This is a genomic window from Nitrosospira sp. Nsp14 (genome assembly GCF_900113575.1).
Lineage (GTDB): Bacteria > Pseudomonadota > Gammaproteobacteria > Burkholderiales > Nitrosomonadaceae > Nitrosospira.
Window position 1 is genome coordinate 86,222 of sequence record NZ_FOPV01000010.1, and the last position, 24,123, is coordinate 110,344.

Genomic DNA, 24,123 nt, shown 5'->3' on the forward strand with positions numbered 1-24,123 from the left:
GGGGATGCCCGTCTAATTGGATTTGATCTCCAGAACCACCCTGGATGACTTGGTGTTGGCGGCTTTCAGCCGGCCGACCCGGACCGAACCTTGAACGCTCACGCTCTCGAGTGCGGAGAGATCGAGCCATTGTTCCGATGCAGATGAACTATGCGTTTTTTTCAAATTTTCTCCCGGCTCGCGTTGCCGCGGCAGAAGGCGGTCGAGATCCAACTGGTCGATGTTCACGTCAAAGTTAAGGCTGGGCTGGGCAAACGCCGACGCCGCCAGTTTTGCTTCAATATTGCTGTCCGCGAACTGCCCCGTGATATCAGCCTGGGCGTTTCGCGACATCGCATCGATCGAGACTCTTCCCCCAAACGTAGTGTCAATGCCGGTATCAGCCAGGCTTGAACCGCGCGCGTGTACGACACCTTCGATATCCGGAAGGTTTATCTGCCCGGTCGAGAAGCTGGACACGAGGGGCGACGCCAGCCTCGCGCGAATCGTCCAGTCGTCTTTTACTGCTTCGAGCTCGACACGCACCGCGGGGCTCCGCAGGCCGCTTATATTGCCGTCTACACCTGATAACGAGAGCCTTCCGGTGACATCGCCTTGAGGGCCGGACGTCTTTGCCGCGACAGCGATTTTATCACCAGTCACTTTTCCAGGCGTAAGGCTTAATCGTGGCATGTGGAGTTCGATATCGAGGTTGTTCTGACCAGTTGTGCCTGCGACATTGATTGCTAGATTGCTTACACTAAACTCGGTGGCGGCAGATTCGGTTGCAATACCGGCGGAGAAATCGCCCGTGCAATTCAACACAAATTGATTTATTCCTGGAAGCTGTCCCTCGCTTTCGAGGCTTAAGCCCTGCACGGCGTAGTACTGCTTGTCGACATCAAGCATCAAATCAAACGCGAGCGCAGTTGCAAGATCGACCTCAGCTTGTTCTGATTCCCTTATCCTGAAGCGTGATCTGACTTTGCTGCGGACAACGTCAGCTGTCTGGCCGGGACTGGAAGCGAGCCGGTCTGCTTCAAGATTCACATCTCTGAAGACAAAACGTCTTCCACTCGCGTCGTCACGAAAAGTAAGTGTCGCCTTCTGCGCGGCCACATGCCCAATATCGAGTTTGAATTGTTCCGGTTGCTCACTTTTGGCGAGTAGATCCGCAATGTTGATGCGTCCATCCTCAAGCCGAATCACATTGGCGTTCAGTCCCGTGACGACGATCTGGTGGACTTCCAGTTTTTTTCTCAGCAGCGGCAACAGGGCAAGTGACACCTGAACGCGTTCGGCCGAAGCAAATTCGACGTGACTGGCATGTTCGCTGAGAGCAAGGGCACCAAGCTCAATGCCGAGGCTGGGGAAAAGCATGAGATGTATATCGCCATCGAGCCTGAGCTCGCGCTGCTTCTTTTCCCTCACGAGTTCGGTTATAAGAGGCTTGTATGCATTTGGATCGAAATTAATCGCGAAATAGATGATGAGACTAAGCAGGAGAACCGATACGAGGGCAATTACGGTCAGGCCGAACCTAAGGTAGCGGTTCATAGGTGGGAACAAGATGGAGCGGGTGAAGGGAATCGAACCCTCGTCGTAAGCTTGGGAAGCTTCTGCTCTGCCATTGAGCTACACCCGCGAGTCGGACAGATTATACGACGAAACCACGGGCTAGCGCTGAGCCGTTACCGGACACAGCCGAAGCTACTGCATCGACCATAGTCGGAAAGAGTCCGCATTCTCGACTATTAGACCGGTGCCCGCGTATAATCGGTCTTCTAATCAAACCTGTTTTAAGCCGACTAGCTACTACCCCAGCACACATGCCGACCGGGTGGATTTTAAAATGATACAGCTCATTGTCAACGGCCAGCCTCGACGTTTTCCTGTCCGCAATCATGGGAAAGCTCAGGATTCGGATGGAAGGGTTCTGAATATTACCGATTTACTTGAACACATGGGGTTGCAAGGCAAGCGCATTGCAATCGAACGCAATGGAGAGATCGTCCCGCGCAGCAAGTTCGATCAGCCGATGCTCGCGGACGGGGATCGCCTCGAAATCGTGGTGGCGGTGGGTGGCGGATGAGGAAGCGGGAAACGGTATTGGACCACCTCAACATAGCGGACAAAGACTATTCCTCCAGGCTCCTGGTTGGAACCGGCAAGTATAAGGATTTTTCCGAAACCCGGGCTGCGGTTGATGCCAGCGGTGCGGAAATCATCACCGTTGCCATCCGCAGAACCAATCTGGGCCAAAACCCGGATGAACCCAACCTGCTGGATGTGCTGCCATCCTCGCAATATACCTTGTTACCGAATACGGCCGGATGTTATACGGTGGAGGATGCGGTGCGCACTCTGCGCCTCGCGCGCGAGTTGCTGGATGGCCATACGCTCGTGAAGCTGGAAGTTCTGGGGGACCCCAAGACGCTCTATCCCAACATGGTCGAAACCATCAAGGCGGCAGAAATTTTGATCAAGGAAGGTTTTCAGGTGATGGTTTATACCTCGGACGATCCTATTGCCGCGAAACAATTGGAAGAAATCGGCTGCGTGGCCATCATGCCGCTCGCTTCCCTGATCGGTTCCGGAATGGGTATTTTGAACCCTTGGAACTTGCAAATCATCATTGAAAATGCCTCCGTCCCGGTTATCGTTGATGCTGGTGTCGGCACCGCTTCCGATGCCGCTATCGCAATGGAACTGGGTTGCGACGGCGTGCTGATGAATACCGCTATTGCCGCGGCGCAAAATCCGATACTGATGGCTTCTGCCATGAAGAAAGCGGTTGAGGCAGGGCGGGAAGCCTATCTGGCGGGCCGAATGCCAAAAAAGCTATACAGCGCCAGTCCGAGTTCGCCAGTCGAGGGAACGATCGCCAGCAGCAGCGCTCCCGCAAGCAAAGACAAATCCATTTAGTGATTGAGGTTCGGCAGTACCCGAGATGACAGAGCATCGCCCTATCCGCAGCTTTGTCCTTCGCCAGGGGCGTGTCTCGAATGCGCAGCGCCAGGCACTGGAAAAGTTGATGCCGGAATATGGCATTTCACTCGGGACAGGGCTGCTCGATCTTGAGCATATTTTTGGCAGAAGCGCTCCGGTGTTTCTGGAAATCGGTTTTGGAATGGGTGAAACGACGGCCGCTATCGCCAATGCCCATCCACAGAATGACTACCTTGCCGTTGAAGTCCACACTCCGGGCGTAGGCAGCCTGCTCAAGCAGATCAAGGAACTCGGCTTAACCAATATTCGCGTTCTCCAGCATGACATAGTGGAATTACTCCGGCAAGGGTTGCCGCCGGAATGCCTGGGGGGGGTGCATATTTTTTTTCCCGATCCCTGGCCCAAGGCGCGCCACCATAAACGCCGGCTGCTGCAAACGGCGTTCGTCGCCTTGCTGTGCCGCCATCTGAAGTCGGGCGGTTATATTCATGCGGCGACCGATTGGCAGGATTATGCCGAGCAGATACTGTGGGTTTTTTCCGGTGAGCCTCAGCTCGTCAACACTGCTGTCGATTACGCTCCTCGGCCGTTATACAGGCCTTTAACCAAGTTCGAGCAGCGTGGTTTGCGGTTGGGGCACGGCGTATGGGATCTGGTATTCAGAAAAAAATGAAAGAGTGAAAGAAGAAGCGGAACGTCCTTATCCAATTCTTTTTTCAGGCAGGAAGATCTGCAGCAGGTCATTCAGGAAGCGCCTGCCGAGGAGCGTGGGTGCGACGTGCTGAAAATCGCGCGTAATCAGCACCCTTTGTTCCGCCTCGTCGAGCTGGCGTTGAATGCTCGTGATGGGAAGCCCGGTGCGCTCCAAGAATGTTTCTATCGCAAAGCCTCGTGTGAGACGCAGCGCATTCATCATGAACTCAAACGCCCTGTCGTTGCGCCCGACTTCACGTTGTTCCAGGAGAGCGGGCCCTGCATCCATTGTGCTCGCACGCGTTTTCTCAACATATGCCTTTGGTTGTCTATAACGTACCTGGCGCAGGATCTTGTCGCGGAAGCTTATTTTGCTGTGCGCCCCCGCACCTATCCCCAGATAGTCGCCGAATAGCCAATAATTCATATTATGGCGGGCTTCCCGTCCCGGCTGAGCGAAGGCGGAAGTCTCGTAATTCTCGTATCCATTGTTGGCCAGCGTTTGCTCGATCATGAGCTGCATCTCAGCCGTCAGATCGTCATCAGGCAATGGTGGCGGATAGCGATGAAACAAGGTATTGGGCTCCAGCGTCAGATGGTAGGCGGAAATATGGGAAGCACCACTTGCCGCTGCGGTCTCTATGTCCGTCTGCGCCTGCTCCAGCGTTTGATCCGGCAATCCATACATCAGATCGAGATTCAAATTGTCAAAATTTCTTAGAGCGATCTCGATTGCGCGAAGAGCATCGTCGCCATTATGTATTCGGCCCAGCGCCTTCAAATGCCGGGGATTGAAACTCTGGATTCCAACGGATAAGCGGTTGATCCCGGCAGCGCGGAAATCCGTAAACTTCTGCATCTCGAACGTGCCCGGATTGGCTTCGAGCGTGATCTCGGCGAAAAGCTCAAGCGGCAGCAGGGCCCTGACTGTGGACAGGATGGTTTCGATGGATTGGGCACTAAACAAACTGGGCGTGCCACCGCCAAAGAATACACTGACGACAGGGCGCCCCCAGACTTGCGGCACCGCTGTTTCAAGGTCGCGAATAAGCGCCGCGACATACTCCGCCTCTGGCATGTCCCCACGCTCGGTACGCACTTCATGCGAGTTGAAATCGCAATAGGGACATTTTTTCATACACCAGGGAATGTGTATGTAGAGACTCAGTGGTGGCAAGGACGTTAGCCTCGGCGCTTGCGAACCTATCATGAGCTCGGGAGAAATAGTGGTCGTCATGGTGAATCCGGGAGACAACAAGAGATAAAAGGAACGACCTAACCAGAACCGATCGCCTCCTCGTTCTATCGCTCAACAAACGTTTGCCGTGAGCCTTGAGAGGAGCCGTGCCAGTGCCTGTCCTCGATGACTGATTCGATTTTTCTGCTCCATCGGAAGTTCCGCTGCGGTTTTGCCGAGGTCCGGCAGATAAAAATGGGGATCGTAACCGAATCCACCATCTCCGCGCTTATCAGGCAAGATTTCACCGTGCCAGCTGGCATCCGCAATAATCGGTTGAGGGTCTTCCGGGTGACGCAGCAGCACCATGACGCAATAATAGTGTGCCCTACGGTCTGCCTGGCTTCTCAGCGCACCAATTAGTTTGAGGTTGTTGCGCTCATCCGATTTCGGTTCCCCGGAATAGCGCGCCGACAGGACCCCGGGCTGGCCGTTCAGGGCGTTTACGCAGATGCCGGAATCATCGGCCAGCGAAGGTAATCCCGTCTGTTTACACGCATGGCGGGCTTTGACGATAGCGTTTTCGATAAAAGTACGATGGGGTTCGTCAACTTCACTAACCTTGAATTGGGATTGAGGTAATACCTCAATTCCGAGAGGCTCGAGCAAATGTCGGATTTCGCGAAGTTTTCCAGCGTTGCTGCTGGCAATGACAAGTTTCTCCATATGACCGGTTCTTATCTCGCCAGGGACGTTTTCTGAATCTGGATCAGTTCCCGTATTCCCTGCTGTGCCAAGTCCACCATCGCATCCAAGTCTACCCGGCTGAACGGTACGCCCTCGGCCGTTCCCTGCATCTCCACCAGGCCGAAGTCCCCGTTCATCACCACATTCATGTCCGTATCGCAACGCGAATCCTCGATATAGTCTAGGTCCAGCACAGGTATGCCTTCATATATGCCCACCGATATGGCGGCCACGTGCGTGCGTATCGGCGTCGTTTCGATTATTTGCCGCTGCAACAGTGTCTCCACCGCGTCATGAACAGCAACAAACGCACCGGTAATGCTCGCGGTACGAGTACCCCCGTCGGCCTGGATCACATCGCAATCGACCTGGATAGTGCGCTCTCCCAGCTTGCTCAGGTCCATCACGGAGCGCAATGATCGTCCAATGAGGCGCTGGATCTCCATGGTACGGCCCGACTGCTTGCCCTTGGCCGCCTCGCGCTGCATCCGTTCACCGGTGGAACGAGGTAACATGCCGTATTCCGCAGTAAGCCAACCCTGCTCTTTGCCGCGGAGAAACGGCGGAACCTTTTCATCGACGCTGGCCGTACAGAGTATTCTGGTATCGCCGCACTCGATCAGTACGGAGCCTTCGGCATGTTTCGTGTAGCGCCGCGTGATTTTGATCGAGCGGAGCTCGGCTGGAGCACGATTGCTTGGGCGCATGATATCGATAATCCTGGAGAATGAAAACCTGGGGCTGCTGGCCCTGCGGAGACGTTGCAAATCCGGTGTTGTCGATGCCGATAGCGCCAGAAGTATGCACCGTCACGATAAGAATTCGTTTTGGCATACCCGGGGCGTCGATATGCGATAATTCCCCCGCTATTATTTTACCGCATTAAGGACTTGACAGTGGATGAGTTAGGCGCGATCTACAGCATGACTGGCTATGCCGCGGTCAGTCGGGATTTACCGCAAGGCTCACTGAATCTGGAGCTGCGCTCGCTCAACAACCGTTATCTCGACATCCAGTTCCGCCTCCCGGACGAACTCCGAGCGCTGGAAGGGTCGATGCGAGAATTGCTGTCCGCGCGGTTGAACCGGGGGAAGATCGAGTGCCGGGTAAACTTCTTACCGTCTTTGGGCGCTGAAAATCTCGAGCATATCAATCCCGATTTATTGCATAAGCTGTTGAACCTGAACCAGGCTGTCCGGGCAGCCTTGCCTGATGCGCGCGGCCTCGACGTGGCAGACATTCTACGCTGGCCCGGAATGCTGAGCTCTGCGGCGGTGCCCGTTGCGGACTTGTGCGTGCCGTGCGTTGAGTTGCTAAGCGCCGCTTTGGATGAGCTGGCGGCGGCGCGAGCCCGAGAAGGCGAAAAACTCAAACTCATACTGCTTGAGCGTCTAGCGAGAATACGTCGGCTTATAGCCGAAGCGGTTCCGCGCATTCCCGCGCTGCTTATCGCGTTTCAGGAAAAGCTCAAGGCCCGCTTGTGTGAGGCCATGATAAATTGCGATGACGATCGCATGCGACAGGAGCTGACCTTGTTTGCCAGCAAGATTGACGTGGATGAGGAACTGTCCCGCCTCCAGACTCACCTGGACGAAGTGGAACGTGTCTTGTATAAAGGAGGTGCAATCGGCAAGCGGCTGGATTTCTTGATGCAGGAACTCAACCGCGAAGCCAACACCATCGGATCAAAGTCAGTGGACGCAGAAATGTCGAAAATGTGCGTTGAGCTGAAAGTGCTGATCGAACAGATGCGGGAGCAGGTGCAGAATCTTGAGTGACATTTCACTCAGAATCAGAACCTTCAGCGCCTTATTGGTAAGCAATACACTACGTCTCACCTCCAGACGTCGTTCTCCAGTTAACTCGCAACGTACCAAATTCAATAATGCGCCAACTCATTAGATACGACTCCCATCGCCTTCCTCTCTTTCTGGTTTTAGACGGAATACTTTTCCTTCCTGTACCGCGAATTTCCTCATCACCGAAGTCCTCCGGCTGCGATGCCTTTAGTTGCTGGATTGTTATCCAGTCGTTGCCAGCTTTGGCATAACTCGCCGTTGCATGGTGTTCCGGTATAGCGCCAAATCCACCCGTCGTTATGCAACTGATAAAGATTCTTTCCCGCTGCCGCGATGGCAACCGTTTTTGGATTTCTATCCAGTCGTTGCCAACCAGGACATGATCCGCCGTCGCATGGCATTCCAGTGTAGCGCCAGATCCACCCGTCATGATGCAACTGATAAAGCTCCTTTCCCGCCGCCGCGATAGCGACAGTTTTACGATTGTCATCTAATTGCTGCCATCCGGGGCATGACTCGCCGTTGCACGGAGCTCCACTATAGCGCCAGACCCCTCCGTCGTCGTGCAACTGATAAAGATCCTTTCCTGCTGCCGCGATGGCAACGGTTTTTGAATTCCTATCCAGTCGTTGCCAGCTTGGGCATGACTCGCCGTTGCATGGTGTTCCGGTATAACGCCAAATCCACCCGTCGTTATGCAACTGATAAAGATCCTTTCCCGCTGCCGCGATGACAACCGTTTTTGGATTTCTATCCAGACGTTGCCAGCTTGGGCACGACTCGCCGTTGCATGGTGTTCCGGTGTAGCGCCAAATCCATCCGTCATTATGCAACTGATAAAGATCCTTTCCCGCTGCCGCGATGGCGACGGTTTTTGGATTTCTATCCAGACGTTGCCAGCTTGGGCATGACTCGCCGTCGCATGGTATTCCAGTGTAGCGCCAGATCCATCCGTCGTTATGCAACTGATAAAGCTCCTTGCCGCCCGCAGCGATGGCAGTCGTCTTTGAATTTCTATCCAATCGTTGCCACCCCGGGCACGAGTCTCCATTGCAGGGCGGGCCGGTGTAACGCCAAATCCACCCACTATCATGGAGTTGGTACACGAAGTCCGTATGCAATTGAAATAGGCGACTACCAGCTGCGCTAATCATCGCCGTATTAGTATTGTTGTCCAAACGTTGCCAGCCGGGGCAGCTTTCTCCGTCACATGGTGTGCCCGTGTAGCGCCAGATCCAGCCGTCATTGTGTAGCTGGTAAAGATTGCTCCCGCTGGCCGTGATAGCGACCGTTTTCTGATTACGATCGAGCCGTTGCCAGCCGGGGCAGCTTTCTCCGTCACATGGTGTTCCCGTGTAGCGCCAGATCCAGCCGTCATTGTGAAGCTGGTAGAGATTGTTTCCGCTTGCCGCGATAGCGACCGTTTTCTCATTACGATCGAGCCGTTGCCAGCCGGGGCAGCTTTCTCCGTCACATGGTGTTCCCGTGTAGCGCCAGATCCAGCCGTCATTGTGAAGCTGGTAGAGATTGTTTCCGCTTGCCGCGATAGCGACCGTTTTCTCATTACGATCGAGCCGTTGCCAGCCCGGGCAGTTTTCTCCATTACACGGTGTTCCCGTGTAGCGCCAGATCCAGCCATCATTGTGAAGCTGGTAGAGATTGTTTCCACTTGCCGCGATAGCGACCGTTTTCTCATTACGATCGAGCCGTTGCCAGCCCGGGCAGCTTTCTCCGTCACATGGTGTTCCCGTGTAGCGCCAGATCCAGCCGTCATTGTGAAGCTGGTAGAGATTGTTTCCACTTGCCGCGATAGCGACCGTTTTCTCATTACGATCGAGCCGTTGCCAGCCCGGGCAGTTTTCTCCATTACACGGTGTTCCCGTGTAGCGCCAGATCCAGCCATCATTGTGAAGCTGGTAGAGATTGTTTCCACTTGCCGCGATAGCGACCGTTTTCTCATTACGATCGAGCCGTTGCCAGCCCGGGCAGCTTTCTCCGTCACATGGTGTTCCCGTGTAGCGCCAGATCCAGCCGTCATTGTGAAGCTGGTAGAGATTGTTTCCACTTGCCGCGATAGCGACCGTTTTCTGATTACGATCGAGCCGTTGCCAGCCGGGGCAGCTTTCTCCGTCACATGGTGTTCCCGTGTAGCGCCAGATCCAGCCGTCATTGTGAAGCTGGTAGAGATTGTTTCCACTTGCCGCGATAGCGACCGTTTTCTGATTACGATCGAGCCGTTGCCAGCCGGGGCAGCTTTCTCCGTCACATGGTGTTCCCGTGTAGCGCCAGATCCAGCCGTCATTGTGAAGCTGGTAGAGATTGTTTCCACTTGCCGCGATAGCGACCGTTTTCTCATTACGATCGAGCCGTTGCCAGCCCGGGCAGTTTTCTCCATTACACGGTGTTCCCGTGTAGCGCCAGATCCAGCCATCATTGTGAAGCTGGTAGAGATTGTTTCCACTTGCCGCGATAGCGACCGTTTTCTCATTACGATCGAGCCGTTGCCAGCCCGGGCAGCTTTCTCCGTCACATGGTGTTCCCGTGTAGCGCCAGATCCAGCCGTCATTGTGAAGCTGGTAGAGATTGTTTCCACTTGCCGCGATAGCGACCGTTTTCTGATTACGATCGAGCCGTTGCCAGCCGGGGCAGCTTTCTCCGTCACATGGTGTTCCCGTGTAGCGCCAGATCCAGCCGTCATTGTGGAGTTGGTAGAGCGTATGATCATCGTTAACTATACTAACTGTCTTACTATTGTTATCGAGCTTACGCCAGCCGGGACATGAATCGCCACTACAGGGCGTTCCGGTAAACTCCCAAATTGCTCCAATTCCACTTGCTGCATTGAGGTGGGCAGTAAGGGTAAACAGCAGCCAATACGCAGCAATATTAGTAACTCTTCGAATCAACATACGCCCTCCTCAACGGTTAGGTGCTAGAACAGCTATCACTGGAATAACTAGCACCAAGAAAGCCGGCCCCTTCTTTTCGACTACTTGCGCTCATTTTCTGTTTTCGCTTTTTAGTCCTGCGCCGCTCGAACCTAAGAGATTATTAGATGGAAGATTTATCGAAGCGATTGGAAAGGCTATGTCGTTAAAAAGATCGCCCAACCGGGGAGTTGGAAATGGGCTATCAAAACTTATAAGTTCAAAACACGTTATCTTGGCCATTTCGTTCTTCTTCCAACCCGGAGGTACCTAGGCTCCGATTAGCCAAGAACGACATTTTCCTTTTCGCCAGGATCCTGAAGAAATCAATTTCTAGATCAATTTCCCCTCATCGCTTTTTTGGAGCGGACTCAGTCATGACAGTAATACGGATCAAGCGCCGAAGATGTGATAAATCTCACACTCGGCGTTTTCTTCCTGGGAGAAGTGCGGCTTGCGGGACTACCATCTCTGAATATGGAGCGCAAATATGCCTGGCTGTCGTGTACCCAAATGTACCCAAATTAAATGGTAAATGCGGTAGACCGGGGATTCATACGGGATGAGAACTCTTACTAAGGAATTAGCCTGCGAATCTTGAGGAGCCTTTAGGCCCCGCATAACAAGGCTCATTCTCTGCATGTCGAAAACAGGGGCTTGGGGAAGTTGGACATAGTCTTGGCATGCCTACCCGCATGATTAAGCTTGAAGAGACGTACACCGTCCCCATCTGTTTGTTGATTACATCCAGATCAGGAACTCTCATGAACGATTCGTTGCACTATGTTTGTCCTCATTGCGAAGCGGTCAACCGCGTGCCTGCGGCCAGGCTCGGCCAGCACCCGAACTGCGGCCAATGTCATCAGCCATTATTCACCGGCCAGCCCGTAGAGCTGACCACAAGCAATTTCTCGAAGTACCTTGAACGCCACAACATTCCTGTCCTAATCGATTTCTGGGCGCCGTGGTGCGGCCCGTGCAAGATGATGGCGTCGGCATATGCACATGCCACTGCCACGCTGGAGCCACGTGTGCGACTGGCCAAGGTGAACACGGACAACGAACAAGCTCTGGGCGCGCAATATAACATTCGCAGCATTCCAACCCTGATCCTGTTCAAAGGTGGGCGAGAGGTGGCGCGACAGGCTGGCGCAATGACGGCGCAGGATATCGTTCGCTGGGTAAATTCTCGTTAAGCGGGGTTAGTCCGACGCAGCGGAAGCTGTTACACTTCGCTCATCCCAGCCGCATGCGCTATAAGCAGGCAAAGCTGAAAGACAAAGACTTGCGCTGGCGCTGCGCGGCGACCTTGGGCGAATTTCACTATGATCGCGACGCCGGGTAACTTATATATCGTCAGCGCGCCGTCCGGCGCGGGGAAAACCAGTCTGGTCAAGGCACTGCTTCAAAGCGGGGTTGATCTGAGCCTCTCGGTTTCATACACCACGCGCCCGGCCCGCCCCGAAGAAGTCGATGGACGTGACTACCACTTTGTCAGCCGCGAAGGCTTTGAGCAGAGGCTGAAGCAAGGGGAGTTTCTGGAAAGCGCACAGGTTTACGGGAACTTCTACGGCACCTCAAAAAAATGGATCAACGAAGCCTTGGACGCGGGCCGGGACATCCTGTTGGAAATAGACAGTCAGGGTGCCCGGCAGGTGCGTGAGGTTTTTCCCGCATCGGTGGCAATCTTTGTCTTGCCGCCATCGCTTGAGGTATTGGAAGCGCGTTTAAGAAACCGGGCTCAGGACAGCCTCGAAGTTATCAGTCAGCGTCTGGCTTCGGCCCGAGGCGAGATCAGCCATGTGGGGGACTACGATTATGTTATCCTCAATGACAGGCTCGATCGAGCCCTGGAAGATTTGAAATGCATCGTTCAAGCCGAACGCTTGAGAGTCGAGAAACAACTGGTTCGCCATCATTCTCTTCTTGCTCAGCTGGGCTAACGGACTGTTCCATGAGGTCCTACCCAGGGGAATCCGTCGGACTCATCCTGCCCGTCTGGCAGGTAAGTGCAGCCAAGGGTTGCCGTTTTTCGCGCACACATTCTATACTTCTTATTCTGATATATAAGTAGGGGCAAATTCATGGCACGTATTACCGTTGACGATTGTTTGAAAAGAATTCCCAACCGTTTCGACATGACGCTGGTTGCAACCCTTCGAGCGAGGCAACTCTCGGTTGGAGGCACCCCCATGGTGGAGCCCGCGCGCGACAAGCCTACAGTGATAGCGTTACGCGAGGTTGCCCAAGGGAAGATCGGAGTGGATATTCTGGCAGCGGGGCCCATTTGATCCGGGCTCAGGCAAACGCGGTTGACGTGCCCGGTGGGACTGATATGAATCAGTGGAATATCGGTTATCTCGACTCATGAGGATGCCTACATTCTAGGAACTATACCCGGGTAAGATTGAAGGAAATCACGATGCGAACACCAGGTTTGCCGAGTTCCTCCGTTACCTTGCCCGAGGCCAGCTACCTTTTTAGCGAACTGTCCAGCTATCTCAAGCGTGAGGACGTTTCCGAGCTTCAAAACGCCTATCTCTTCAGCCAAAGCGCCCATTCCGGACAATTCCGCAAGTCCGGCGAACCTTACATCTCCCACCCGGTGGCCGTCGCCAGCATACTTGGCAAACTGCGTCTTGACACCCAGACACTAGCCGCAGCGCTGCTCCATGACGTAATGGAGGATACGCACGTCTCCAAGGCCGAGATCAGCGATCGATTTGGCAAGCCGGTCGCTGAACTGGTCGATGGCGTGTCGAAGCTCGACAAGATCGAATTCCAGACCCACGCGGACGCGCAGGCGGAGAACTTCCGCAAAATGCTTCTTGCAATGGCCCGCGATGTGCGGGTCATCCTCATCAAACTCGCGGATCGGTTGCACAACATGCGTACTCTGGAGGCGATGCGTCCCGAAAAACGTCGCCGCATCGCACGTGAAACCATGGAAATCTACGCACCGATAGCGAACCGCCTGGGGCTCAACAATATTTACCACGAGTTGCAGGAGCTCAGCTTCCGCTATCTTTTTCCAACCCGCTACAGGGTCTTGGGCAACGCAACGAGGGCCGCCAGGGGCAACCGGCGCGAAATGGTCACCAAGATCCTTGACGCCATCAAGCAGCGTCTGAAGACGGCCGGGCTTGACGCCGAGGTGACCGGTCGCGAGAAACAGCTTTACAGCATCTACAAGAAGATGGCGGAGAAACATCTCACATTCTCCGAAGTTCTCGACATTTATGGCTTCCGGGTGATCGTCAAAGACGTCCCCTCGTGTTACATCGCATTGGGCGCGCTGCACAGTCTTTACAATCCCATACCCGGGAAATTCAAGGACTATATCGCTATTCCGAAGGCGAATGGCTACCAGTCATTGCACAGCACGCTATGGGGCCCTTACGGCACCCCCATCGAAGTGCAGATTCGTACGCCCGAAATGCATCGGATTGCAGAGGCGGGGGTTGCCTCTCACTGGCTATATAAGAGCACCGATGCCGATCTGAACGATCTGCATATGAAGACCCATCAATGGCTGCAAAGCCTGCTGGAAACACTCAGCGACTCGACTGATTCGCTGGAGTTTCTGGAACATCTCAAGGTCGATCTGTTTCCGGGTGAGGTTTACGTGTTCACGCCCCAAGGCAAGATTCTGGCGTTGCCTAAGGGCTCCACTGCAGTGGATTTCGCTTACGCAGTCCATACCGATATCGGCGACTGCTGCGTGGCCGCAAAAATAAATGGCGAGAGCGCGCCGCTGCGCACCGTTCTCAGGAGTGGGGACCGGGTGGAAATCGTAACCGCGTCCCATGCCAAACCGAATCCCGCCTGGCTGAACTATGTCGTTACCGGAAAAGCCCGCTCGCACATCCGGCGTTTTCTTAAAACGATGCAATATGAAGAGTCCGCAAGACTGGGAGAACGTTTGCTAAATCAGGCGTTAAGTTCGCTCAAGGTCGATCCCCAAACCATCACCGCGGCACAATGGGAAAAACTGGCGCGCGACAGCGGGGCCAAATCGAAGAAAGACTTATTGGCGGACATGGGCTTGGGCAAGCACCTGCCGGCGGTCGTCGCGAGGCGGCTGGCCACACCGGGAGAGTCGTCCGACGGTACGGGTGGGCCGGCCGACGTCATCACCATTCTCGGCACTGAAGGCATGGCAGTGCAATTCGCGAAATGTTGCCGGCCAATTCCCGAGGATCCAGTTGTCGGCTTCATCAAGAAGGATCAAGGGCTTATCATTCACACCCATGACTGTCCGGCTGTATCAAAAAACAGGGGTAATTCGGATAATTGGCTGGACGTAGGCTGGGGCAAGGAAATAAACAGGCAGTTCGAGGTCAGCATCAAGCTGATGGTTACCAATCAGCGCGGCGTATTGGCGAGGGTGGCAGCCGCGATCGCCGAGGCTGGCTCAAATATCGACAATGTTGGCATGGAAGGGGATGGCGCATACACCACCATGACCTTCATGTTACAGGTGCGCAATCGTCATCATCTGGCGCAAGTGATGCGAAACTTGCGACATACCCGTGAAGTAGCAAAAATCAGCCGGGTTAAAGGTTAAAGGTTAAAGGTTAAAGGTTAAAGGTTAAAGGTTAAAGGTTAAAGGTTAAAGGTTAAAGGCTGACGAGGCTGACTAATGCTCACCGGCTTGATCGATTCTGATCTGCGAGCGTTGCAGCTCAGCCGTGAGTTTCTCTTCCCATTAGCTCCGTTCGTATGCCAGAACCGGGGCCAGCCATTTTTCGGTTTCCTCCACCGTCCAGCCCTTCCGCTTGGCGTAATCTTCCACCTGGTCCTTGCCTATTTTCCCGATCGCGAAGTAATCCGCTTCCGGGTGAGAAAAATAAAAGCCCGATACTGCCGCCGTCGGCACCATGGCGTAGGACTCGGTGATGATGATGCCGGCGTTTTCCGGCGCCTTCAGCATTTCAAATAACGGGCCTTTTTCCGTGTGGTCGGGACAGGCGGGATAACCCGGCGCCGGGCGTATGCCGCGATACTCTTCCGCCACAAGCTGTTCCGTGCTCAGGTTTTCATCTTTGGCAAAACCCCAGAACTCCCGCCGTATCCGCCAGTGCATGTGCTCCGCGAACGACTCCGCCAGCCGGTCGGCGAGCGCTTTGAGGATAATTGCGCTGTAATCGTCGTGCAGCTCCTCAAATGCCTTTATCCGCGCATCGATGCCGAGACCGGCAGTAACGGCAAACGCGCCTATGGCATCCCGGATTCCAGTTTCCTTAGGAGCAACGAAGTCGGCAAGGCACAGATTCGGGCGCCCCGCTGGCTTCGTGGTTTGTTGCCGCAAGTTGTGGAAGGTCATCGCTACGCGCGCGCGCGCTTTATCCGCATAGATTTCAATGTCGTCGTTGTTGACCGTATTCGCGGGGAAAAGGCCGAACACGGCATTCGCCGAAAGCCATTTTTGTTCCACGATCTTCTTCAGCATGGCCTGGGCGTCCCGGTAGAGCGCGCTGGCGGCTTCGCCGACGACTTCGTCCTCTAAAATTGCGGGAAAACGCCCGGACAACTCCCAAGCCTGAAAGAATGGCGTCCAGTCAATGAACGGGACCAATTTCTCCAGAGGATAATTTCTCAAGGACCGGACCCCGATAAAATCGGGTTCGGGCGGGGTATAGGACGTCCAATCCGTCTTGAATGCGTTTGCACGTGCCTGCGCGATGGATAGCATCGGCGCCGGTCCTTTCTTGTTTTTATGCTGGGTGCGAACTCTCTCGTACTCAACCTGAATTTCCCGGACGTATTCAGTCCGTAAATCGTCTGACAGCAGGTTGCTGCATACGCTCACGGCCCGGCTTGCATCCGGCACCCACACCGTCACGCCGCTATAATGCGGCGCCACTTTCACTGCGGTATGTACGCGTGAAGTGGTGGCACCACCGATCAGCAGTGGAATGGTGAAGCCCTCGCGCTCCATTTCCTTCGCTACGTGCGCCATTTCTTCCAGCGACGGCGTGATCAGGCCGGAAAGCCCGATCATATCCGCGTTCTCGCGTCTGGCCATATCCAGTATCTGGGCGGAAGGCACCATCACGCCCATGTTGACGACCTCATAATTGTTGCACTGGAGCACCACCGTAACGATATTCTTGCCGATATCGTGGACATCGCCCTTAACCGTCGCGATCACGATTTTACCCTTGGGCCTCGAGTCGCCCGACAATTGCTTCTCCGCCTCGATGTACGGCAGCAGGTGTGCTACCGCCTGTTTCATTACCCGGGCGGACTTGACTACCTGAGGCAGAAACATCTTGCCCGAGCCGAACAGGTCGCCCACTACATTCATCCCGTTCATGAGCGGACCCTCGATCACCTGAATCGGCCGCCCGCCTTGCTCGGCTATTTCCAGCCTCGCCGCCTCGGTATCCTCCACAATATAGGTAGTGATGCCCCTTACCAGCGCATGCGTCAGGCGCTGCTGTACCGGCTCATTCCGCCATGAAAGATCTTCGATGTTCTCCTTGCTTTTTCCCTTGAAGCTTTCCGCGAATTCGACCAGTCGCTCCGTAGGTGTTGCATCTCCGCCTTCCTTGGGGGAGCGGTTGAGCAGCACGTCCTCTACCCGCTCCAGCAAATCTTTGGGAATATCCGAGTAGACGCCCAGTTGCCCCGCGTTAACGATGCCCATGGTCATGCCCGCGCGCACCGCGTGATAGAGAAAGGCGGTATGGATCGCTTCCCGCACCGGTTCATTGCCACGGAACGAGAATGACACATTGGATACACCGCCGCTCACCTTGGCGTATGGAAGCGTTTGCTTGATCAAGCGGGTGGCTTCGATGAAATCCACACCATAATTGTTGTGTTCCTCGATCCCGGTGGCCACCGCGAAAATGTTCGGATCGAAAATGATGTCCTCAGGAGGGAAACCGACCTGATCGACCAGAAAGCGGTAGCAGCGCGTACAAATGTCCACCTTGCGTTGCAGCGTGTCGGCTTGGCCGGATTCGTCGAATGCCATCACAATGACTGCCGCGCCGTAGCGACGGGCGAGTTTTGCATGCTCCAGGAACTCCGCTTCGCCTTCTTTCAAGCTGATCGAGTTGATGATCGCCTTGCCCTGCACGCATTTCAATCCAGCGTCGATTACGGACCACTTGCTTGAATCGATCATCAAGGGTACGCGGCTGATGTCCGGTTCGGCGGCCAGCAGGTTCAGGAAGGTGACCATCGCCTTCTGTGAATCGAGCATCGCCTCGTCCATATTGATATCGATGATCTGCGCGCCGTTTTCCACCTGATTGCGCGCGACGCTCAGCGCTTCCGCATAATTATTGTTCAGAATCAATCGGGAAAACGCTTTCGACCCCGTGACGTTGGTTCGCTCACCCACGTTTACGAACAGCGAATCATCTCCGATGTTGACAGGCTCAAGGCCGGAAAGGCGCAACTTTTTTGGAATATCAGGCAGGGGACGAGGTGCAATACCGTTTATCGCATCCGCGATGGCCTTGATGTGCGCGGGCGTAGTGCCGCAGCAGCCGCCGACAATATTCACAAAGCCGGATTGCGCAAATTCCTTGATCAGGCTGGCGGTGTATTCCGGTGATTCATCATAGCCTGTCTCGGCGAGGGGGTTAGGCAGCCCGGCGTTAGGATGGGCGCTGACGTATATACCTGCAACACGCGAGAGTTCTTCGATATACGGACGCATTAATTCGGCGCCCAGCGCGCAGTTGAGTCCCACAGACAATGGACGCGCATGACTCACGGAGTTCCAGAATGCTTCCGGTGTTTGTCCAGACAGCGTACGTCCCGACGCATCGGTAATTGTGGCCGAGATCATCACCGGTATTTGCACGCCGTGATCTTCGAAATACTGGTCTATCGCAAACAGCGCAGCCTTGGCATTCAGGGTATCGAATATCGTCTCGACGAGGAGGATATCCGCTCCTCCATCCACTAGACCGCGGATGCTTTCCGTATAGTCCGTCACCAGTTGATCGAATGTAATGCCACGAAAGCCTGGATCGTTAACATCCGGCGAAATCGAGGCAGTCTTGGTAGTGGGCCCCAATACGCCGGCCACGAAACGCGGTCTCTCCGGCGTCCGCTCCTCCATGGCGTCGGCCACTTCCCGTGCAAGCCTAACCCCGGCAAAATTCAACTCATACACCAGGTCTTGCATATGGTAGTCCGCCATCGAGGCGGCGTTGGAGTTAAACGTGTTCGTCTCGACGATATCTGCCCCGGCCTCGAGGTAAGCCTCATGAATGGAACGGATGACCTGAGGCTGGGTGAGCGTCAGAAGATCGTTATTTCCCCTGAGGTCGTGCGGAAAATCGGCGAAGCGCCCGCCGCGGTAATCGGCTTCGGTAAGCTTGTGGCTCTGGATCATGGTTCCCATCGCGCCATCCAGCAGCACGATGCGGCTTGCAAGAAGGCTTTTCAGCAATTCGGTACGGGAATTTTCGTTCATGGCAAATGCTAGGTTTCAGGTGGAGGCTGATTCTATCACGGCCCTATCCGTCTTTTCCCCCCATGCACCGGGCACTGGGAATAGAGCCTCCGGAGGCTTGTTTAATTTGATGGGCAAAAGGGGGGGCAAGTTCTCTCCCACTACGGATAATCACTGCAGTTCCTTCAGCGAGCAGCGGTAACCGGAATCAAGCGCGAGAGCGGTCCGTGAAGTAGTGCGCGTGCCTCCGACACTCTTTCCAGGTGTTGCAGCAGACGTCCTTGTTATGATGCAACGCGCCCCGGCTATGATTGATTGCGAGCGACCTGTCATACACCCGCCGCGTTTCCTCATACCGGCCAGCAGCGAATAACACATTGCCCACTCCCTGAGCGCTGCGGATGTTCGGGATCAAAATGCGGGCGCTACAGAAAGATGGAGGAAGCGACCTTGATTCCGGCGCAATGTTCACCTACAAAGTAGATATAAACCTTAAGTGCCCTAGCCTTGGCTATTGCGGAATACAGCTGAGCTGCATCGTGCTGGACCAATTTTAATCGGCACAGCGCGCGCCGAACTGGTCACTTAACAGGGCGCCTTCTCCTATCACGACGATGACTATTCTTTCCTATCCTTTGAAACATCGCGACACTGCCGAACCATCGCCGGGTGAGAGCAAGCTGATCGATCGGGTGCGTGTTGTTCACGCGCAGGTAAACGGCCGGGCCCGTCTTCAAATCGATGGTCTGTATCACTGCGAACCAATTCGACGCCGCGTCGAGTCGGCCCTGGCGCGGGAGGCCGGGATCAGGCAAGTTTCCGCGAATGTTCTCACAGGCAGGGTATTGGTTCTTTACGATCCTGCACGTACCGTTGACGAAATCAAAGGTCGGGTAGAGGAGCTATTGGCAAATCCGTCACCTCCGCCTTCCGAGCAGCGTCCGTCCTCAAATCTCTATCCCCTGCGGCCTGTGCAGCCGATGGTCTCTATGGATGGGAGCGCTGCTTCAGCGCAAGGACCAACCCAATGGCACACGTTATCCCGCACTGCGGTGCTGAAGGCGCTGGAAACGACGAAGGAAGGCGGACTTAGCCCAGCCTTCGCAGAGAAGAAACTTCGGCGTTTTGGCCCAAATAGCCTGCCTGAGACGCCACCGCGATCAGGATTGAGCATTTTCCTGGGGCAGTTCAAGAGCCTGCCGGTTGTATTACTAGGGGCATCAGCCGTGTTATCGGCCGCAACGGGCGGCCTTGCCGACGCCGTCGTGATCCTTGGGGTAGTGATAATCAACGCGGGCACCGGCTACGTCACCGAGGCTCAGGCGGAGCGAACCATCAAGGCACTGGGCCATATCGGCCAGCAGCATGCCGCGGTGATTCGCGATGGCCAACTGGTTCAGGTGGAGGCTGAGGCCTTGGTGCCGGGCGATATCATGGTTCTGGTACCGGGAACTCGGGTAGGCGCGGATGGGCGAGTACTGGAATCGCGCAGCCTGATGGTAGACGAGTCCGCGCTTACTGGAGAAAGCCTGCCTGTCACCAAGCGCGTGGAGACCCTGGATACGCCGGAAGTGCCACTGGGCGATCGGTTCAATATGGTCTACAAGGGCACGGCAATCACCGGCGGTAGTGGGCTGGCAGTGGTGGTGGGAACGGGTCGCTACACAGAAATTGGTGTCATCCAGGCGTTGGTAGGTGAAACGAGGCCGCCGGAAACCCCTATGCAGAAGCAGCTCGATGTTTTGGGTAACCAGATGGTGTTGTTATCCGGTGGTATTTGCGGGATGATGTTTCTGATTGGGCTGGCAAGAGGATATGGCTGGCTCCAGATGCTGAAGACATCGATTTCCCTTGCCGTTGCGGCAGTGCCGGAAGGTCTGCCCACCGTTGCGACGACCACCTTGGCGCTCGGCATTCGCAATATGCGCCGGCGCCACGTGCTGGTGCGGCACCTGGACGCGGTGGAGACCTTGGGAGCGATGCAGGTGATCTGCCTGGACAAGACCGGCACCCTGACACTGAACCGAATGACAGTGCTTGCGGTTCACTGCGGAGGGCGCCACATCACGCTTGCCAACGATGTATTTCACGACCGCGGCATGAGGACGGACCCGGCTCAGAATGAGGAATTACTGCGTCTGGTGCAGGTGGGCGTGCTGTGCAACGAGACGGAAGTAAACGGTTCAGAAGGCGGCGGGTATGAGCTCAAGGGTTCGGCCACCGAAACCGCGTTGGTGCAACTGGCCATTGCCGCTGGCGTCGCCGTAGATTCGCTCCGCCGGCAGTACCCTACCGTGCGGGTCGAATATCGTACCGAAAACCGCAACTTCATGCGCACTGTTCATACAGTGAAAGAAGGCGGGAAATTGGTCGCCGTAAAGGGCAGCCCGTCCGAGGTGCTGGAGATGTGCAAGTGGTGGATCAAGGACGGCATACGTCTGGCGCTCACGGAAACGGACCGCACCGCGATACGCATGGAAAACGAGCGCATGGCTGGGGAAGCGTTGCGCGTGCTCGGGTTCGCTTATGCGGAACAGGCGCAGGCCGATCAGCAACTGGCAGAGGAGTTCATCTGGCTTGGGATAACCGGTATGGCGGACCCGGTGCGGCCGGGCGTTAAGGAGCTTATCGCGTTGTTCCATCAAGCGGGGATCGATACGATAATGATCACCGGTGATCAGAGTGCGACCGCCTATGCTATCGGCAAAGAGCTTGGGCTATCGCGCAGCGGGGAACTGGATATCCTCGATTCCACCAGACTGGAGCAACTCGATCCCGAGGTTCTTACGGGATTGGCACAGAAGGTCAATATATTCTCCCGCGTCAGCCCTGCAAACAAACTTCAGATCATACAGGCGTTGCAGCGGAGCGGCAAAGTTGCCGCCATGACGGGTGATGGAATAAACGATGGACCGGCGCTAAGGGCAGCCGATATCGGTGTCGCGATGGGCAAAACAGGCACGGATGTCGCACGGAGTGTATCGGACGTGGTGCTGGAGGACGACGATCTCCGCACGATGATCATAGCGATCTCCGAAGGGCGGACGATCTACAATAATATTCGCAAGTCCGTCCATTTTCTCACCGCCACCAATCTCTCGGAAATCATGGTGATGGTGGGTTCCATCGGAAGCGGGCTCGGCACACCGCTTAGCACCATGCAGTTGCTATGGATCAATCTCGTGACCGACATTTTTCCCGCCCTGGCGCTTGCCGTAGAGCCTCCCGAGCCGGACATTCTAAGCCGGCCGCCAAGAGATCCACGGGAACCCATCCTACGACCTGCTGATTTCAAGCGCTACGGATTTGAAGCATTTGCCATAACGGCAGGATCGATGTGCAGTTACGGCTACGCCGTGGCACGCTATGGCATCGGCCCGCAGGCCAACAGCGCCGCCTTCATGACCCTTACCGCCGCGCAACTGTTGCACGCTTATAGTTGCCGGTCCGACCGCCACAGCATTTTCAGCCGCACAGCACTTCAGCCTAATCCCTACCTCAAGCTGGCGCTGGCCGGAACGGGCGCATTGCAGTTAGCGTCCGTGGCGGTACCTGGGCTTCGAAGCCTGCTCGGAACCACTCTGCCGAGCCCGATGGATATGGCGGTGATAGCCGCAGGGTCAGGATTGCCGTTCCTTGTGAACGAAGCCACAAAAGCCGGGGCGCGTCAATTCGATCGCGAGGGGCGCGAGGAGCTTGCCTCTTCCGTCGGCGATACAGGGGGGACAGGATGATGAAGCAGGATTTCATGTTTACCTCGGAATCCGTCACCGAAGGCCATCCGGACAAGCTTTGCGATCAGGTGAGCGATGCGCTTCTCGATCGCTTTCTCCAGCAGGATCCGTTTTCAAGGGTTGTGGCCGAGTGCGCTGTCTCCAAGGGAATACTATTTATTGCCGCACGCTTTGCCTCGGCGGGTTCGGTGGACATCCCCGAGGTAGCACGCCAAGTCATTGCGCAGATCGGCTACGAGCATACCGATTTCAATGCCCGGGACTGCACAGTCATGACGAGCTTGATGGAACTGCCGTCGCCGCCATACCCAAACCTGGATGAGCGTGAAATGGACGAGGAAGAGATCGATGCCGTTACCGCGAAGAACCAGGGCAACGTGTTCGGCTTTGCCTGCAACCAGACTGCGGCCCTGATGCCGCTCCCCATCTGGCTTTCGCACAAACTGGCGCGTCGGCTGGGCGCGGCGCGTCTCCAGAAACAGCTGAGCTACCTCGCGCCCGACGGCAAGACGCAGGTGGGAGTGGAATATCGCGATGGCAGGCCCAACCGCATCCATTCGATCACACTCGTGGCCAGCCAGCAGAGCAATACGCCGCGGGGTGTTCGGTCGTTACGCGACGACCTGTACCAGCATGTGATCGAGCCGGTGTTCCTGAACGAGCAGTTGCGCCCAGATGCCCGCACTCGTATTTTCATTAATCCGGATGGACCTATTATCGACGGAGGACCCTCGCTGCACTCCGGATTGACTGGTCGCAAGAGCGCTGTGGATACTTACGGCGAATATTCCCGCCATGCCGAGTCCGCGCTGTCTGGCAAGGACCCCTCGCGGATAGATCGCGTGGGTGCTTATGCTGCGCGCTATGCCGCGAAGAACGTAGTCGCCGCTGGCCTGGCGCAGGCCTGCGAGGTCCACCTTGCCTACTCGCTTGGGATGGCAAGGCCAGTAAGCGTGCAAGTCGACAGCTTTGGTACCGGGCGTGTTCCGGATGCCGATATCGCCGACCGTATTCAAGCTCATTTCGACTTCCGCCCGGCCGCAATCATTGGTGCATTCAATCTGCGCTATCAGCCGCAGGTGTTTCGCGGCGGCTTTTACCGCAGACTTGCGGCATACGGGCATGTGGGACGGATGGATGTCGGGTTGCCGTGGGAGGGGACAGACAAGGCGCCACTCTTGGGCTAGCCCTAAATTGGACCGCGCGGTGGGCAAGTGCGGCGATTCCATGGGTGGGTCGATGTTAATTCGCGGAGACCGGCTTCCCCTTAAAAAAACCTCGTTAGATCAACGCAGCGATCAACGCCATGGCCGACCGTTCCAAAGCGGCTTCAACCAGTTTTTCCACAAATGTATCTGCTACCTTTTGCGCCGGGTCGACTTTGTATGTCAATGGGCGGTTGGCGTGCACATTGCGGATAAAGCCTTCGTCACGCAGGCTGTTCAGGATGGTGGTGGAGTTCACCAGCCCGACGTCGTACTTGATTACAATGCTGCCGGTAACAATGCTGACCTCATACTTCAGAACGCCGTGCATCCCGTTCAGATAAAGCTCCAGCTGGCGGACTTTCGATACGTTCTTCTTCAGGGCCGGTATCTGCACGCGCAACCGGCCGGGTACGTGGTGAACGTAATGAGCCATGTAAATAACCTCCGTTGGGTTCCTTTGCTTACGCGGTTATTTAAGCAGTGCTTTG

General features: G+C 55.5%; 17 protein-coding genes and 1 tRNA gene. 10 read left to right on the forward strand and 8 right to left on the reverse strand.

The genetic code is table 11. The features are described 5' to 3' along the window. Positions 1-12: 12 nt before the first annotated feature. On the reverse strand, positions 13-1,536 hold the full coding sequence (locus BM022_RS08290) for an AsmA family protein (protein WP_091138414.1): 1,524 nt from the start codon (positions 1,534-1,536) through the stop codon (positions 13-15). A gap of 14 nt (positions 1,537-1,550) precedes the next feature. Next, positions 1,551-1,624: transfer RNA gene (locus tag BM022_RS08295), tRNA-Gly, on the reverse strand. Between the two features lie 207 nt (positions 1,625-1,831). On the opposite strand from BM022_RS08295, the gene thiS reads away from it, so the two are divergent. The 3 genes from thiS to trmB are packed head-to-tail and all read left to right on the forward strand — an operon-like array spanning position 1,832 to position 3,601. Further along, positions 1,832-2,071 (forward strand): sulfur carrier protein ThiS, encoded by a 240-nt coding sequence (gene thiS / locus BM022_RS08300; protein ID WP_091138415.1) that lies wholly within the window; start codon positions 1,832-1,834, stop codon positions 2,069-2,071. A 17-nt stretch (positions 2,072-2,088) separates the two neighbouring features. After that, a complete protein-coding gene (locus tag BM022_RS08305; protein ID WP_091138480.1) occupies positions 2,089-2,904 on the forward strand; it encodes a thiazole synthase in 816 nt (271 codons plus the stop codon). Positions 2,905-2,929: 25 nt separating this feature from the next. Continuing rightward, the gene (gene trmB / locus BM022_RS08310) at positions 2,930-3,601 is read left to right on the forward strand and encodes a tRNA (guanosine(46)-N7)-methyltransferase TrmB (RefSeq protein ID WP_091138416.1); all 672 of its coding nucleotides are present in this window, start codon (positions 2,930-2,932) and stop codon (positions 3,599-3,601) included. 27 nt (positions 3,602-3,628) lie between these two features. Here trmB and hemW read toward each other — a convergent pair whose 3' ends face one another. The 3 genes from hemW to rph form a co-directional block, all read right to left on the reverse strand. Next, entirely contained in the window at positions 3,629-4,858 is a 1,230-nt protein-coding gene (gene hemW / locus BM022_RS08315) for a radical SAM family heme chaperone HemW (RefSeq protein WP_091138418.1), read from the reverse strand. A gap of 72 nt (positions 4,859-4,930) precedes the next feature. After that, positions 4,931-5,524: an RdgB/HAM1 family non-canonical purine NTP pyrophosphatase gene (gene rdgB, locus BM022_RS08320; RefSeq protein ID WP_091138419.1), complete on the reverse strand. Its 594-nt coding sequence runs from the start codon at positions 5,522-5,524 to the stop codon at positions 4,931-4,933. Positions 5,525-5,535: 11 nt separating this feature from the next. Further along, positions 5,536-6,252 carry a ribonuclease PH gene (gene rph / locus BM022_RS08325; RefSeq protein ID WP_091138421.1) on the reverse strand — a complete coding sequence of 239 codons (717 nt, stop codon included), beginning with the start codon at positions 6,250-6,252 and terminating at the stop codon, positions 5,536-5,538. Between the two features lie 216 nt (positions 6,253-6,468). On the opposite strand from rph, the gene BM022_RS08330 reads away from it, so the two are divergent. Continuing rightward, positions 6,469-7,323: a YicC/YloC family endoribonuclease gene (locus BM022_RS08330; protein ID WP_091138482.1), complete on the forward strand. Its 855-nt coding sequence runs from the start codon at positions 6,469-6,471 to the stop codon at positions 7,321-7,323. Positions 7,324-7,523: 200 nt separating this feature from the next. Here the strand turns inward: BM022_RS08330 and BM022_RS08335 are convergent, their stop codons facing one another. Further along, positions 7,524-10,253, reverse strand: a complete 2,730-nt coding sequence (locus BM022_RS08335; RefSeq protein ID WP_091138423.1) for a tectonin domain-containing protein — start codon at positions 10,251-10,253, stop codon at positions 7,524-7,526. A gap of 782 nt (positions 10,254-11,035) precedes the next feature. Between BM022_RS08335 and trxC the strand changes: the two genes are divergently transcribed. The 4 genes from trxC to BM022_RS08355 all read left to right on the forward strand — a co-directional run bounded on the left by trxC (position 11,036) and on the right by BM022_RS08355 (position 14,838). Then, positions 11,036-11,467 carry a thioredoxin TrxC gene (gene trxC, locus BM022_RS08340; RefSeq protein WP_091138424.1) on the forward strand — a complete coding sequence of 144 codons (432 nt, stop codon included), beginning with the start codon at positions 11,036-11,038 and terminating at the stop codon, positions 11,465-11,467. Between the two features lie 129 nt (positions 11,468-11,596). Next, the gene (gmk, locus tag BM022_RS08345) at positions 11,597-12,214 is read left to right on the forward strand and encodes a guanylate kinase (RefSeq protein ID WP_091138426.1); all 618 of its coding nucleotides are present in this window, start codon (positions 11,597-11,599) and stop codon (positions 12,212-12,214) included. 141 nt (positions 12,215-12,355) lie between these two features. Then, on the forward strand, positions 12,356-12,562 hold the full coding sequence (rpoZ, locus tag BM022_RS08350) for a DNA-directed RNA polymerase subunit omega (protein ID WP_091138428.1): 207 nt from the start codon (positions 12,356-12,358) through the stop codon (positions 12,560-12,562). A gap of 131 nt (positions 12,563-12,693) precedes the next feature. Further along, entirely contained in the window at positions 12,694-14,838 is a 2,145-nt protein-coding gene (locus BM022_RS08355) for a RelA/SpoT family protein (protein WP_091138429.1), read from the forward strand. Positions 14,839-14,979: 141 nt separating this feature from the next. Here BM022_RS08355 and metH read toward each other — a convergent pair whose 3' ends face one another. Further along, on the reverse strand, positions 14,980-18,714 hold the full coding sequence (gene metH / locus BM022_RS08360; RefSeq protein WP_091138431.1) for a methionine synthase: 3,735 nt from the start codon (positions 18,712-18,714) through the stop codon (positions 14,980-14,982). A 593-nt stretch (positions 18,715-19,307) separates the two neighbouring features. Between metH and BM022_RS08365 the strand changes: the two genes are divergently transcribed. Beyond that, positions 19,308-22,427, forward strand: a complete 3,120-nt coding sequence (locus BM022_RS08365) for an HAD-IC family P-type ATPase (protein ID WP_091138432.1) — start codon at positions 19,308-19,310, stop codon at positions 22,425-22,427. Then, positions 22,424-23,614 carry a methionine adenosyltransferase gene (gene metK, locus BM022_RS08370; protein ID WP_177191663.1) on the forward strand — a complete coding sequence of 397 codons (1,191 nt, stop codon included), beginning with the start codon at positions 22,424-22,426 and terminating at the stop codon, positions 23,612-23,614. Before BM022_RS08365 ends, metK begins: the two co-directional genes overlap by 4 nt. A gap of 94 nt (positions 23,615-23,708) precedes the next feature. On the opposite strand, the gene BM022_RS08375 is transcribed toward metK, so the two are convergent. Beyond that, positions 23,709-24,068: an HMA2 domain-containing protein gene (locus tag BM022_RS08375; RefSeq protein WP_091138434.1), complete on the reverse strand. Its 360-nt coding sequence runs from the start codon at positions 24,066-24,068 to the stop codon at positions 23,709-23,711. Positions 24,069-24,123: the final 55 nt, after the last annotated feature.

Excerpts from the sequence above, each read along its gene's own strand:
- BM022_RS08290 (WP_091138414.1), bottom strand. The coding sequence starts at position 1,536 with ATGAACCGCTACCTTAGGTTCGGCCTGACCGTAATTGCCCTCGTATCG.
- thiS (WP_091138415.1), top strand. The coding sequence starts at position 1,832 with ATGATACAGCTCATTGTCAACGGCCAGCCTCGACGTTTTCCTGTCCGC.
- trmB (WP_091138416.1), top strand. The coding sequence starts at position 2,930 with ATGACAGAGCATCGCCCTATCCGCAGCTTTGTCCTTCGCCAGGGGCGT.
- hemW (WP_091138418.1), bottom strand. The coding sequence starts at position 4,858 with ATGACGACCACTATTTCTCCCGAGCTCATGATAGGTTCGCAAGCGCCG.
- rdgB (WP_091138419.1), bottom strand. The coding sequence starts at position 5,524 with ATGGAGAAACTTGTCATTGCCAGCAGCAACGCTGGAAAACTTCGCGAA.
- rph (WP_091138421.1), bottom strand. The coding sequence starts at position 6,252 with ATGCGCCCAAGCAATCGTGCTCCAGCCGAGCTCCGCTCGATCAAAATC.
- BM022_RS08330 (WP_091138482.1), top strand. The coding sequence starts at position 6,469 with ATGACTGGCTATGCCGCGGTCAGTCGGGATTTACCGCAAGGCTCACTG.
- BM022_RS08335 (WP_091138423.1), bottom strand. The coding sequence starts at position 10,253 with ATGTTGATTCGAAGAGTTACTAATATTGCTGCGTATTGGCTGCTGTTT.
- trxC (WP_091138424.1), top strand. The coding sequence starts at position 11,036 with ATGAACGATTCGTTGCACTATGTTTGTCCTCATTGCGAAGCGGTCAAC.
- gmk (WP_091138426.1), top strand. The coding sequence starts at position 11,597 with ATGATCGCGACGCCGGGTAACTTATATATCGTCAGCGCGCCGTCCGGC.
- rpoZ (WP_091138428.1), top strand. The coding sequence starts at position 12,356 with ATGGCACGTATTACCGTTGACGATTGTTTGAAAAGAATTCCCAACCGT.
- BM022_RS08355 (WP_091138429.1), top strand. The coding sequence starts at position 12,694 with ATGCGAACACCAGGTTTGCCGAGTTCCTCCGTTACCTTGCCCGAGGCC.
- metH (WP_091138431.1), bottom strand. The coding sequence starts at position 18,714 with ATGAACGAAAATTCCCGTACCGAATTGCTGAAAAGCCTTCTTGCAAGC.
- BM022_RS08365 (WP_091138432.1), top strand. The coding sequence starts at position 19,308 with ATGACTATTCTTTCCTATCCTTTGAAACATCGCGACACTGCCGAACCA.
- metK (WP_177191663.1), top strand. The coding sequence starts at position 22,424 with ATGATGAAGCAGGATTTCATGTTTACCTCGGAATCCGTCACCGAAGGC.
- BM022_RS08375 (WP_091138434.1), bottom strand. The coding sequence starts at position 24,068 with ATGGCTCATTACGTTCACCACGTACCCGGCCGGTTGCGCGTGCAGATA.